Source organism: Pseudomonas sp. 65/3-MNA-CIBAN-0223 (assembly GCF_040310425.1).
GTDB classification, from domain to species: Bacteria; Pseudomonadota; Gammaproteobacteria; order Pseudomonadales; family Pseudomonadaceae; genus Aquipseudomonas; species Aquipseudomonas gregormendelii.
The window spans coordinates 83,422-96,402 of the sequence record NZ_JBEOPV010000009.1 but is presented as its reverse complement, the minus strand read 5'-3'; the positions used below and the strand labels follow the sequence as shown (position 1 = coordinate 96,402).

General features: G+C 61.0%; 13 protein-coding genes and 2 pseudogenes. 10 read left to right on the top strand and 5 right to left on the bottom strand.

Annotated elements, in window-relative coordinates:
- Positions 1-190: 190 nt before the first annotated feature.
- Genes AAEZ09_RS13035 through AAEZ09_RS13025 form a run of 3 tightly spaced genes read right to left on the bottom strand, consistent with a single transcriptional unit; the run spans position 191 to position 1,520 of the window.
- Entirely contained in the window at positions 191-895 is a 705-nt protein-coding gene (locus AAEZ09_RS13035) for a YoaK family protein (RefSeq protein ID WP_045062252.1), read from the bottom strand.
- A gap of 26 nt (positions 896-921) precedes the next feature.
- Complete coding sequence (locus tag AAEZ09_RS13030; RefSeq protein ID WP_350599695.1) at positions 922-1,251, bottom strand: DUF6388 family protein; 330 nt, start codon at positions 1,249-1,251, stop codon at positions 922-924.
- 20 nt (positions 1,252-1,271) lie between these two features.
- Positions 1,272-1,520, bottom strand: a complete 249-nt coding sequence (locus AAEZ09_RS13025) for a hypothetical protein (protein ID WP_045062247.1) — start codon at positions 1,518-1,520, stop codon at positions 1,272-1,274.
- 159 nt (positions 1,521-1,679) lie between these two features.
- Between AAEZ09_RS13025 and AAEZ09_RS13020 the strand changes: the two genes are divergently transcribed.
- Complete coding sequence (locus AAEZ09_RS13020; protein WP_045062245.1) at positions 1,680-2,030, top strand: hypothetical protein; 351 nt, start codon at positions 1,680-1,682, stop codon at positions 2,028-2,030.
- Positions 2,031-2,108: 78 nt separating this feature from the next.
- Here AAEZ09_RS13020 and AAEZ09_RS13015 read toward each other — a convergent pair whose 3' ends face one another.
- Entirely contained in the window at positions 2,109-2,537 is a 429-nt protein-coding gene (locus AAEZ09_RS13015) for a GNAT family N-acetyltransferase (protein WP_045062243.1), read from the bottom strand.
- Between the two features lie 147 nt (positions 2,538-2,684).
- Between AAEZ09_RS13015 and AAEZ09_RS13010 the strand changes: the two genes are divergently transcribed.
- The 9 genes and pseudogenes from AAEZ09_RS13010 (at position 2,685) to AAEZ09_RS12975 (ending at position 11,548) form a co-directional block, all read left to right on the top strand.
- Positions 2,685-3,131 (top strand): hemerythrin domain-containing protein, encoded by a 447-nt coding sequence (locus AAEZ09_RS13010; protein WP_045062241.1) that lies wholly within the window; start codon positions 2,685-2,687, stop codon positions 3,129-3,131.
- 85 nt (positions 3,132-3,216) lie between these two features.
- Positions 3,217-3,303: pseudogene (locus tag AAEZ09_RS29445) on the top strand (gamma-glutamyltransferase); the annotation flags it as partial.
- 69 nt (positions 3,304-3,372) lie between these two features.
- Entirely contained in the window at positions 3,373-3,906 is a 534-nt protein-coding gene (locus AAEZ09_RS13005) for a cysteine hydrolase family protein (protein WP_350599693.1), read from the top strand.
- A gap of 105 nt (positions 3,907-4,011) precedes the next feature.
- Positions 4,012-4,971: pseudogene (locus tag AAEZ09_RS13000) on the top strand (sterol desaturase family protein); the annotation flags it as partial.
- 109 nt (positions 4,972-5,080) lie between these two features.
- Entirely contained in the window at positions 5,081-6,100 is a 1,020-nt protein-coding gene (locus AAEZ09_RS12995; protein ID WP_350599692.1) for a helix-turn-helix transcriptional regulator, read from the top strand.
- Positions 6,101-6,264: 164 nt separating this feature from the next.
- A complete protein-coding gene (locus AAEZ09_RS12990) occupies positions 6,265-8,142 on the top strand; it encodes an amidohydrolase (protein WP_350599690.1) in 1,878 nt (625 codons plus the stop codon).
- 21 nt (positions 8,143-8,163) lie between these two features.
- The gene (locus AAEZ09_RS12985) at positions 8,164-9,906 is read left to right on the top strand and encodes an amidohydrolase (protein WP_350599689.1); all 1,743 of its coding nucleotides are present in this window, start codon (positions 8,164-8,166) and stop codon (positions 9,904-9,906) included.
- Between the two features lie 106 nt (positions 9,907-10,012).
- Positions 10,013-10,753, top strand: a complete 741-nt coding sequence (locus AAEZ09_RS12980) for a TorF family putative porin (protein WP_045062227.1) — start codon at positions 10,013-10,015, stop codon at positions 10,751-10,753.
- Between the two features lie 336 nt (positions 10,754-11,089).
- Positions 11,090-11,548: a GNAT family N-acetyltransferase gene (locus AAEZ09_RS12975; protein WP_350599688.1), complete on the top strand. Its 459-nt coding sequence runs from the start codon at positions 11,090-11,092 to the stop codon at positions 11,546-11,548.
- Positions 11,549-11,550: 2 nt separating this feature from the next.
- On the opposite strand, the gene AAEZ09_RS12970 is transcribed toward AAEZ09_RS12975, so the two are convergent.
- On the bottom strand, positions 11,551-12,963 hold the full coding sequence (locus AAEZ09_RS12970; RefSeq protein WP_350599686.1) for a M15 family metallopeptidase: 1,413 nt from the start codon (positions 12,961-12,963) through the stop codon (positions 11,551-11,553).
- Positions 12,964-12,981 lie beyond the last annotated feature (18 nt).

Here is a 12,981-nt window from a genome sequence, read left to right as displayed (position 1 = left end):
TGTGCGGCGAAGTAGGTTTCTGCAGAGGCCGAGGCGCTGTGCAGACGCCATCGCGGGCAAGCCTTGCTCCCACAGAGGTGTCGGCCATCCACAAATACTGCGCACACCACCAATACCCTGTGGGAGCGGCGGTGCGACGATTCTACTTGCACCGCGAAAGCGGCCGGCGCCTCAACAACGACATTTGGATCTACCGCGGCATATACCCCAATTGCCAACGCCGTGGAATCCTCAGCGACAGCACCCCGATCACCCCCGCCAGCAGCCCGCTGACAAACAGCGCCTTGAGCCCCAGATGATGCTCCAGCAGCGCCCCCAGCACCGCACCGGCGAACATCCCGGTCCACGGGATCAACTGCACCCGCCAGCCGTTGCGCCGTTCGCCCAGCATCCATCGGCCCAATCCACGACCAAACCGCGAGAGGGCGCCAGTCACGTAGGTGAGCCCGACCGGCAGGCCATTGACCTCTTCCACGGCTGCATTGAGCATGCCCATGGCGATGATCGCCGCCAGCAGGGCGGGCAGCTGATCTGCATAAGGCCAGGCCGCCGCGCCGCACAGCAGCATGGCGATGCACAGCAACAACGGCAGCGCCCGGCGGCCGCCGAGGCGACTGACAACAATTCCCAGGGCATTGCCGACGACGAAGGTGGCCACCAGGATCACCAGGCGCAAGGTCAGGCCCACATCGCCGTCACTGATGGCCACGGCGAGGCGGGTGGTGTTGCCGCTCATGAACGAGACGAAATCGCCACTGGCCATGAAGCCAATGGCATCGGTCATGCCGGCGAGCACCGAGAGGCTGGCGACCAGCGACAGGCCGATGCGACCACGCCATTTGCGAGCGTGCAGATGGCCGTCGCTGGCTCGGTTACTGGAGGACGATGGCAACATCGGTGCGGGCATCCTTGTGTGATGGGTTAGTGGGCCAACCCATATAACTCGCAATACTCCAACCAGTCCATGCCCGCCATCTCGGCCACTTCGCGGTGAACTTCCAGGCGCTGCGCCTGATAGTCAGCTTCAGTCGCTGCGGTCAATTGCAGCGTCAACTCCCAGGCAAACAAACCCAGGTGCTCGGCCTCGGCTTCGAAGGCTTCGTGCAGCCGCTCTTCGCGGTACTGCGCGGCGGTCTCGCCCTTGGCCTGGGCCAGCAGAGGGTTGAGGGTGTCGAGTTCGACGCGCAGTTCAGGGCGCTCGTCGAGAAACTTCTTCAGTGCCTGATCATGTTGCTGTTCGGTTGCTGCCATGGTCGCTCCTTGGCAAGGGCTTACGAAGTCTGCTTTTTGCTGGCCTTGGCCGCTGCCGCCAGACACTCCAGGGCAAATTGCTCAGGGTAGGTCATCTGGATTGGCGTGGTCTCGCCCTTGACGGTGCGTTCGCCTTCTAGGATGTAGCGGATGCGCTTGTCGGTCACACCGATGCGCTTGGCGATCCAGGACGGGGTCTGGCCAATCTGGCTGATCAGCTTGTCGGCGTATTCGGCGGTAGGTTTGTAGTATTCGGCGTTGGGTGTCATGACCTTTCCAGAAAATGGCCCGCAAATAGGGCAATCGGACGTTTATGGCGCGACAGGGTGCGCGAATCGTCTCGCGGTGTCGCGGTATAAATGAAGTAAAGCAGAATGAAACGTCCTGCCTGGATGATACAGTCGGCTTTTTCCTGATGAGTGAACGCAATGCGAATTCTGCTGCTGGCCCTGGCCGCTACCCTGCTGGCGGGCTGCGCCGGCTCGGTGATGAACGATGCTAGGACCAAAACCCCGTACCAGACCCTGAAGTCGGACAAACCGGAAAAAGTCGTCGCCCAGTGCGTGCAGTTTTCCTGGCAGGACGAGGCGGTGTTCGGCGTCGATGCGGGTGCCTACCTGCAACCGGGCGAGAAGGGCGGGTCGACCGTCTACACCCGTGCCGCGGAGTCGTTCGTGGACGTGACCACGGATGCGTCGGGGACCGTGCTGAGCTATTACGCCCAGCAGGACGATTTCGTGGCCAAGCGCCGCTTGGCTGCGTTGGCAACCTGCCTCTGATTCAACGAAATTACACATTTCAACCTGTGGGAGTGAGCCTGCTCGCCCCCACACGGTTGTTGTGTAACGCCTGGAGGGTCAGGCGATGGTCAGGCGCTTCTGGAAAAAGAAGCGCTTGTGCCCCGGCGGGTAATCGGCGATATGCCCGAACTCGCTATAACCCATCTTGCGGTAGAACCCCGGGGCCTGGAACTCGAAGGTGTCGAGCCAGATCCCCAGGCATTCCTTCTCCCTGGCGTGATCCTCGGCCATTTGCATCAGCCGTGAGCCCAATCCCTGTCCCCGGGCATTTTCCGGCACCGACAGCAATTCGATATACAACCACTGGTAAAACACCTTGCCGTACAAACCGCCGAGAACCTGGTCGTGCTCGTCGCGCACCAGCAAGGCGATCGGCTGCGCTTTCGTGACACCTGCCTTGGAGGCGTTATAGGCACGCAACGGCAGGAGAATCGCCTGGTGCTGCTCTTCAGTGGGGTCTTGCGTGATTTCTATGCGCAGCGTCATCAGCTACATCCTTATGGCCATGAGTGAATCGGCAGCAGCGTAGCGCGACGCGTGCGGTTTGATCCAGCCTGGCGTGGAACTGTCGTGCAAGCGCAAATGTCTAGCCTTAACAGCGTCATTCGAGAACGCAGCCGATGAGGAACCACCGTGAATATTTTTGAAGCCTTGCGCGAAAGCCATGACCGTCAACGTACCTATGCCGATGCGCTGATCCAGACCAGCGGCGATACCCCGGAGCGTGCCGAGGCCTACAAGCGCCTGAAGTCCGAGCTGCAGGCGCACGAAACCGCCGAGGAGCGGCATTTCTACATCCCGTTGATGGAGTTCGACAATGGCGTTGACCTCAGCCGTCACGCCATTTCCGAGCACCACGAGATGGACGAGATGATGGAAACCCTCGACGAGACCGAGATGTCCAGCCCGTCCTGGCTGGCCACTGCGAAGAAATTGTCCGAGAAGGTCCATCACCACTTGAAAGAGGAGGAGCAGAAGTTCTTCCAGATGGCCGGCAAATTACTGAGCGACAAGCAAAAGGAGACGCTGGCAGGGCAGTACTTGAAGGAGTTCGACGAGCAGCTCGATCAGGCATCCTGAAGGGCTTCTTCGCCTCGAATTTCGCATGCAACCCTGTAGGAGCTGCCGAAGGCTGCGATCTTTTGATCTTTTGATCCTTGGTTTGACGCTTGAGGGCAAGCCGGTTGGCGAAAGCTGCTTCTACGGAGCCAACGACCCGCGGCGCAATACCGGCCTGTCACTTGGTTATTGAAGGTTGTATTTAAAGGGGGACAGATCTATTTTCTGTTCCCCCGCACCACCCACTCAAGGAAGGACAATCATGACCACCGCACTGCTGATCGTCGACGTACAGCACGCCTTGTGCACCGGCCAGTACCAATGCTTCGATATTCAACGGGTGATTGCCAACATCAACACGCTCAGCGGCAGGGCAAGGGCCGCCAGCATCCCGGTCGTGCTCATCCAGCACCAGGAAAAGGGCGACTTGCTGCAACATGGCTCCGAGGGCTGGCAACTCGCCAAGGAACTGGACACTTCGCCCGAGGACCTGCGAATAGGCAAGACCACTGGGGACTCCTTCTACCAGACCCCACTTGAAGCGTTGCTGCTGGAGCGTGAGGTTGATCGCCTGATCATCTGCGGCCTGCAAACCGACTATTGCGTAAACGCCACCGTCCGCCAGGCGCATGCCCTGGGCTACGACGTGGTACTCGCCGGCGACGCGCATTCCACGGTCGATAACGGCAATACCACCGCCGAAGACATTATTGCCGAACACAACAAAATCCTGGCCCACCTGACCGGCCCGGTAGGCCGGATCGACATAACAGCGGCCAACGAAATCAAACTTTAAAGCCGAACCACGGCTACACTTATCGCCTGTTCCTCCAACCCACGTCCTTCCTTGGCATGAGGCGAATCTGTCGTGGAAGTTGTCGCGCTTCTCTCTGGCTACCTGATGGCGTGGGTGATCGAGCCGGTCGCCCACCAGTTCGTTGGCATCTTCGACCTCAATGGCCGCTTTGGCCTGTTGTTCCTTGGCGTGTCCTACTCGGTCGCCTACAGCCTTTTTCGTTACCGCAGGCGTCGCGGTTTGACTGATGCTTCATCGTTCTGGCAATTCATCGGCGCCGGCAAGGTGCATTTTCACCCCTCTGCGTTACTGGATTACCGCTACTACTTTGTGCGCGCCATCCTTAAGGTCGCGCTGGTGCTGCCCATCGTCGGCATCGTTGACCCGCACATCCTGCGCTCGGCCGACTACGTTGGTTTTTTCACCAACCTGTGGGGGGCTCGCGTGCAAGTGCAGCAACACCTCGGCCTGTCATTGCTGTACGGACTGGGGGTTTTCCTGGCGCGAGACTTCACCCATTACTGGACCCACCGCGCCTTTCATACGCGCTGGCTCTGGGCGTTCCACAAGGTCCACCATTCGGCACAGGTATTGGTACCGGCAACAGCCAGCCGCGTGCATTTCCTGGAGAAGGTGGCGGAAAAGCTCTCCATCAGCGTGATCGTCGGTGCCTATGCCGGTGTGTTCTGGTATGCCTGTGGCGGCGAGATCAGCCGCTACACCCTGTTCGGCGTGACCTACCTGGTGTTCATCCTCAACGGGCTGGCGGCGAACCTGCGCCACAGCCACGTGTGGTTATCGTTCGGCCCGGCCATCGAGCATGTGCTCAACAGCCCGGCCCAGCACCAGATCCATCACAGCGATGCGCCGCGCCACTTCGACAGGAATTTTGGCGTCAACCTGTCCCTGTGGGACTGGATGTTTGGCACGCTCTACGTCACCACGTCCAAGCCTGAGTCGCTGCAGTTCGGCCTCGCCGGCCAGGGCCCTGAGCGTTACCACACGCTCGGCGACCTGATCGTGATGCCTTTGCGCGAAATCGCCAGCAAGATCGGCACGCTCAGGCCGTGGGCGCAAACCCTTAGCCTACGTCAGCGGGTCATGAACTGGACGCACCGGCACGCCTATGGCATCGTCAAATTAATACGTCGTGTAATGATCAGGATAAGAACCAATGGAGGAGGGGGACCAGGTCGGCACCAAGGTATCGATGGCAACGCTAAAGGCGTTCAATCTTTGCGTGCTGGAACTGGGTCGGCTGGCCCGGGATCATCGCTCAACCCGCTTCATCGAAGATGGCCTGCAGGCGTTTCGTTCACTGGTGCCCTTTGCGTCGGCCTGGTGGGGGGAGATGTCAGTGTCGGGCGTCAATATTCCTCCGAAAAGCTGGATGCACGGGCGGATCGACCTGCCTGAATCCTTTGCCGTGGAATGGCACAAGGGCGCCGATGCGGACAGTTTTTCCCATGACACTTTAAGCAAGCCCGGCACCGTGGTGCGCGACAGCGGTTATGACGATCTGGACGAAGGCGTGAGTGCCTTTGCCCGGCGCCACGATCTGTTCCATGCGATGTGCATCACCTTTGAGCTGCCCGAAAGCGGACTAATGTTCTTCGTGTGCCTGTATCGCGGCCAGCATGAGTGCGCGTTCGAACAAGACGCGGCCGGTTTGTTCAGCGCCTTCTGCGATCATCTGCTGCAGCTGTGGCGGTTCCAGGTGCAGGACATGATTCGCGTCGACACGGGGAATGGGGCAAGCGACTTCGGCGTGGCCCGCATGGATGGCAGCCTGCTGTATATCGGCGCTGCCCTGGGTGTGGCCATCCAGCGCGAATTGCCGCAGTGGGACGGTTCGACGCTGCCGCCCGAGGTGATTGTCCAGTTAGCCAAAGCGCCGTGCGTGATGCGCCTGGGACGCTGCGCCCTGACACTCTCGCCTAACGGCGAGCATGTGATCCTGTCCCTGGAAACCCTGTCACGCGGGGTGATGCTCGCACCCCGGGAGCGCACCGCAGCGATGCTGTTTGCCGCCGGCCATTCCTACAAGGAAATCGCCAAAATCCTCGCCTTGAGCCCGGCCACCGTGCGCACTTACCTGCGCAACTGCTATGTGCAGCTTGGGGTGAGAAGCAAGGTCGAACTGGGGTCGGCACTGCGCTCCCCCTCTGCGAACCCTCTGGCCAAATCCGGATAACAGATTCTTCTGCGGCGCGCTGCATCCACAAGTATTTTCCTCACCCTCCTCATTTGTAGAGGTCCATTCAAACGCCGCGCCCTATAGGGTAGCTCCTGCACTACGGGGCGAGCACGGCAGTCTGATCGGGCGCTTTAAAAACTATAAAAACAGAGGTGAGACACGTGAAATTCTCCAGGCTGGGTATCGCAGTGACGACGGCGACGGCATTTTCCTTCATGTCGCTGGTGGGGTGTCAGACCCAAGGTTCCAACGCCGCCGACATGGTCATGCGCAACGGTTATGTCTATACCGTCGATGGCCAGAATTCCGTGCAGCAGGCAATTGCGGTAACGGCCGGCAAGATCGTCTACGTCGGCAGCGAGGCTGGGGTGGCCGCCTTTGTCGGTCCGCAGACCCGGCAGCTCGACCTGGGCGGGCGCATGCTGATGCCCGGTTTCATCGACGCGCACATGCACCCGGGTGACGGTGGTCGGGCGATGACCTTGTGCGATCTGAAATACCAGACCATGACCCGCAAAGTATTCCAGGAACGGATTCAGGCGTGCCTGGATGCCGAGCCGGACAAAGGACCGGATGTCTGGCTGGAAGTCGGTAGCTGGGACCGCATGGGCATGGACGGGCTCGATGGCGACCCGGACAAGTCGACGCTGGACGCCCTCAGCACCAAACGTCCCATCCAGGTACGCTCCAGCGATTTCCATACCGTGCTGGTGAATTCACGCGGCCTGGCGCTCGCCGGCATCGATAAGCACACCGTTGATCCCGGCGACGGCAAGTTCGCCCGTGACAGCGCGGGCAATCCCACTGGCATCTGCGAAGACGGCGCCGCCGAATCGATGGCCGCCGTAGTGCCTCCCGCCAGCGATGCACAGAAGTTGATTCAGACTCGCGCCGCACTCGACGCCATGCGCCAGCAAGGCATCACCAGTTTCTTCGATGCCTTGTCCGGTGCTGAAAGCGCCAAGGCATTCACTCAGCTGCAGCAGTCGGGCGAGCTGACTTCCCGAGCACTGTTGGCCATCAAACTGGACCCGGCCGCCGCAGCAGCGGACCCGGCAAAGACCATCGCCGAAGCGAAGGCCCTGGCCGCCACCTATGACCAGGGCGACGCGCAACCGGCTCCTGGTGTGAGCATGCGTCACGTCAAATTGTTCATGGACGGGATCATCAATGCGCCTGCGGACACCGGCGCGATGCTGACGCCCTATCTGCAAAACAGCGGGACCGAGAAGGCCCCCAAGTGGACGCCCGGCAAGAATCTCGGCGAGTTATATTTCCCGCCTCAGACGCTCAACCCGCTGTTGCTCAGGGCTGTCCAGGCCGGACTTGATCCACATCTGCATGCTACCGGCGAACGGGCAGTGCGCGCCTCGCTCGACAGTGTCGAATACGTGCGCCGTCAGCTGCCTGGCAGCGACTTTCGGCCTGCCATCGCCCACGCAGAATCGGTGGACCCCGCCGACTACCCGCGCTTCAAGGCGCTCGATGTGACGGCAACCATGTCCTTTCAGTGGGCCCAGCAGGCGCCGTCCACCATTGACGGCACCCACGAACATTTGGGGTCGGCACGTTTTGCCCGCATGGAACCGTCGGGCAGCATTGCCAACGCCGGTGGGCGCATTGCCTATGGTAGCGACTGGCCGGTCGATCCGCTCGACGAGTTCCTCGCGTTGAAAATTGGCGTGACCCGCGCCGGCGATCCGCTGAACCCCCACAGCTATGGGCCCGAGTATGCCGGCAAACTCAATGGCGACCCGGCGCTGTCGCGCAGCGAAGTGCTGCGGGCCATCACCTTGAATGCCGCCCAACAGCTGAAGCTGGAGGCCGTCACCGGCTCGCTTGAAGTCGGCAAGTTCGCCGACCTGATCGTCCTGAAGAGAAACTTCATGCAGGTGCCGGAAGCAGAACTGGGCCGCAATGAAGTGCTGTTGACTGTCGTCGGCGGCAAGGTGGTGTGGGCCAAGGCGCCGTTTGTGGGCCTTGACCCGCAAGCGTTGCCCCAGGCTTCACAGGCTTCAGTCACTCCGACCGCTCAATAAAAAAAACCAGAGAGCATTCCCATGCAACGATTTCTCCCCAACCTGTTGGCCGCCTCGCTGGCTATGACCTCGCTGCAAGCGATGGCTGCCGCCGACCTCATGTTGTTTAACGGCAAAGTATTCACCGCCGAACCAGGTCAGGGCCTGGTGCAGGCCGTGGCCGTGCAAGACGGCAAGATTCTTCAGGTGGGCACCGATGCCCAGATCAATGCCCTGGCCGATGAGCGCACCCGGCGCATCGACCTGGGGGGCAAGGTGTTGATGCCCGGCATGATCGACAGCCACAGCCACCCGGTGGTGGCTGCGTTCGACAGCATGGGCGCCACGTTGCTGGACGAGGTCAAACCGTTGCCGGAGCTTGAGCAATGGATCATCGAGCAGGACCGGGCCGGACGCGCCCGGGCCGGTGATGTGATCAGCATCGCCGGGGTGAGTTCGGCCTATTGGGAGAACAGCCGGCAGCTCGGCCAGCGCTTCAATCAGGGCCGCTGGGCTGATCAGCCATTGGTGCTCAGTGGGATCGACGGGCATACCGGCTGGGCCAACAACGCCATGCTCAACCGCCTGAAGATCGACGCCGCGCTCGTGAAGAGCCTGTCGGAATCCGAGCGCAGCTACGTGGGACACGAGAAGGATTTCACCCCCACCGGTTACTTTGCCGAATCGCGCTGGGACCTGGTCCGCAGCCAGATTCCGCCACCCAGCCAGCAGGTCATGCTGAAGGCGGCGCGGGAAGCTGTCAGGGTCAATAATCAATACGGCGTTACCGCCTGGATGGACGCTGCGGCGAACGCCGGCAGCGGTGACTCGCTGTTCGATTTCAATGCCACCGAGCAGAGCTACGGCGTGCTGCCGCTGTACCGCGAACTGGCGCAACAAGGCGAACTCACGGCGCATGTAGCGGCGTTACTGCTGACCAATCCCAGGAGCAAACCGGCCGACCTGGCAGTGCTGGACAAGGTCGTGCAGAAATTTGCCGGCGTGCCCAACCTGACATTTCCGGGCCTCAAGGTCTTTGCCGATGGCGTGCTGGAGTTCCCTGGCCAGACGGCTGCAGTGATCGTGCCGTTCAAGAACAGTGGCAAAGACGGTCAACTGCTGATTGATCCCGCCCACTTCGGCGAGTTGGTGGTGGCCGCAGAGCAGCGCGACTGGATCGTGCACATGCATGCCGTCGGGGACCGCGCGGTGCGCGAATCGCTTAATGCGTTTGAATATGCGCGTAAGCTCAACCCGACCCCCATGCCGCACAGCATCAGCCACCTGCAACTGGTCAACCCCAAGGAATTTACGCGCTTCAAGCAACTGGGAGTGATCGCTTCCATGCAATTACTGTGGGCCACGGGTGAGAGCTATACCGTGGAACTGGTCAAGCCGTACATCAGCGCTTTTGCCTACGGCTACCAGTACCCAGCGAGGTCGTTGCATAACGCAGGGGCGCTGATCGCCGGCGGCAGTGACTGGCCGGTATCCAGCCCTAATCCGTGGAATGCCATCGCTCAGGCCAGTACCCGAAAAGGTCCGCTGGGCGTGTTGAATGCCAATGAAAGCATCGATCGCCAAAGCATGTTTTATGCCTACACGATCAACGCCGCCAAAGCCTTGCGTCTGGAGAAACAGATCGGCTCGCTGTTACCCGGCAAACAGGCTGACCTGATCATTCTCGACCGCGACGTATTCAAGGTCAGCGACGAAGAATTGTTCGACACCCAGGTGTTGAAAACCTTCTTCGCCGGCAAAGAAGTCTACACCCCGGCGTCCTGACCGCTCCTTCACCACCCCTGAAAAAACCGTCTGGCCCCTCGCACCGCGAGGGGCTCGGCAGCCGCACGCCCGATATTCCTGCCACTCATAAAAACAAGAGATTCGTATGAACCCGCGCGCATTGCTCACCCTTGCCAGCCTGGCTCTGGCACCCTTGACCTCCCAGGCCATGGCCCTTGACGACAATTTCAGCCTGGACATGAGCCTGGCCGCGCTCAGCGACTACCGTACCCGGGGGATTTCTCAGACATTGGGTGATCCGGCGATCCAGGCCGGCGCCACGCTGGTGCATAGCAGCGGCCTGTATGTCGGCGCCTGGACTTCCAACGTGGATTTCGGCGGCCCGTTCAAGACCCGCCAGGAGCTCGAGTACTACGCCGGTTACTACTGGCAGGCGAGCGACGCCATCAGCCTGGACCTCGGTTATCTCAAGTACAGTTACCCGAAGGAGGGGCAGTTCAATTTCAGTGAGGTGTACGGGATTCTCGACGTCTATGGGGTGAAACTCGGCGTTTACTACTCCAACGACACGCCCAACGGGTTTGGCGAAGACCAGGACACGCTCTACACCTACCTCGCCTACAAGATCGAGTTGCCGGCTGACGCGGGGCTGGACCTGCGCGTGGGTCGCGGCGACGTCAAGGACCCGGCCTACTGGTCCGGCAGCGGTGACAACCGCGACGCCTACTACGAATGGGAAGCCAAGCTCACCCGGGAGTTCGTCGGCGTTACCTGGGGCCTGAGCTACATCGACACCGACCTGTCGCAAAGCGAGTGCGCGAGCTGGTACGGCTATGGTGACCTGTGCACCGCCACGGTGGTCGCGAGCGTCAGCAAGACATTCTGAGTTGCGGGACGCTTCGCAGGACCTGCCTTGAAACGAGGCTGCGATCTTTTGACCCTGAAAGGCCAGATCAAAAGATCGCAGCCTCGTTTCACTCGGCAGCTCCTACAGGGTATCTGCGGCGGGCAGGGATTTTTAGATTCGCGGGCTGCTCGCGAAGGTGTCGAGGGGCCCGTCTTGCCAGGTGCACTGTCTCGGGCCTCACCAGTTCCGCACAGGCCTGCGCCATTGCGATGAGGGGGAGCTGTAGGAGCTGTCGAGTAAAACGAGGCTGCGATCTTTTGATCTATCCTTGCCTACCAACAATACCCCAATCCAACCCCACGGAGACAATCCTCCATGTCCCTACACGCCTTGCGCGCCGACGCCAGTCACCTCGACCTCATCGCTCCGTTGTTCGACGCCTATCGCGTTTTCTACCGCCAACCTTCCAACCTGGCGCAGTCGCGAGCTTTCATCGCCGAGCGCATCGCCCGGGATGAGTCGGTGATTTTCCTTGCCCAGGACGACACAGGCGAGGCGCTGGGATTTGTCCAGCTGTTCCCGACCTTTTCCTCCATCGACGCGCACCGTACGTGGCTGCTTGGAGACCTGTTCACCACGGCCAATGCCCGCGGTCGCGGAGTCGGTACTTTGCTGATGAATACGGCACGCTCCTTTGCCGTGTTGTCGGGCGGCAAAGGCATGGTGCTGGAAACCGCTACCGATAACGTTAACGCCCAGCGCTTGTACGAGTCGCTGGGTTACGTGCGCGACAGCGGTTACTACACCTACTGCCTCGATTTGCAGCAGCGCTGAAATCAGCGGGCCGGCAGGCCCCAGGAAGCGCGAACCTGTTCGTATTGTGCTTCTGGCATCTGCACCAGCAGTGGCAATTGACCAGGGTCCAGCCAGCCGAGCAAGCGGGTGATGTCCGCCGTGTCCATGGCCGTGCAACCCGCCGTTGGCGAGTTGGGACTGCGCCAGATGTGGAAGAAGATGCACGAGCCTGCGCCGCGAGTCGCCGGGGTGTTGTGATCGATGAAGATGCCTTGGCGATACAGCACGTCCTCGCTGCGCATGCGCTCGGAGCTGTTCCAATCTTTGGCAATGGCGGCGCCGTCGACCAGTTCGTTGTAGCGCGGGGATTGGCTGTCATCCACGCATTCGGTGGACGGCGTCAGCGCCAGGTACGGCAGCTTTGTCGGCGCGGCTGGATCGAAACCGAATGCCGTGCCCAAGGTGAATACACCGGCAGGTGCCTTGCCGTCGCCTTCACGTTTGACCGGGCCTGCACCGGGTTCGAACGAACCCTTGCCCCAGGCCATCCCGTGCTTGCCAACTACCACCGCAAAGGCGTCGCCGGCTTTGCGCAAGGTGCTGCCCTCGCGTTCATAGCGCTGGGCGCTGCCCTGGGTGTCGTCCCAGCTTTTGCTGGTGACCACGATCAACTGCTGGCTGGCGTCGATCAGATCGCGAGCGCCCAGGTGGGTGATCGGGAAATCCATCACCTGTTTTTTCGACCCCTCACCCGCGTAGGTGAAGTGCCACCACTCCTTCGAATAGCCGGAAAAGCCCGCCTTTTCCATCGCGCTGGTGAGGCGCTGGCGATTGGATTTCGCCGTGGCATTGATCGCGGCGCTGGCGCTGTGGGCGCGCTCGTCGAAACAATCAAAACCGGTGCCCATGTCGACAGCACCATCATGCCAGCGCTGGTCAAATGGCGCGGTGCAGTCTGCCTGCGAAGCCGCCGGCGTCCATTTGGCGGCGGGCAGCGCTTGCGGTCCGGTCAGGGTCAGGTCGACGGTTGAGCCTTTGGAGTGGCCAGAAACCCGCGCCACATAACCCAGTCGCCAGAAGTCCTGCTTATCTACCCGAGGGTAAAACTCGGTCTTGCGCGGGTCGCCGGGCTCTGTAGCAAAGCGTCCCATGTCGGCCACTGCGCGGTTGGGACGATAGCAGTCGAAAACCTTCAAGCCATAGCCTTCTGCGCGCAGGGATGACTGCACCCGTGCCAGGGCCTGGGCGGTCTCCAGGGACAACAGGCACTCGGCGGCGCCATACCCTTCAAGCGCGCGACCGGTGAAGTTATGGGCGCTGGCGTAGCGCATGTCCTGCTCGATGCTCGGGTCGATAGTGCGCAAATACACCATGTGCCCGGGCCGGGACTCGGCGCTGGCCGTGGCCACCATGGCAAGGTTCAGAAGGGCGAAAATTGCAGTTCTCAGGCGCATGGTCAGAGTGGCTTCCGG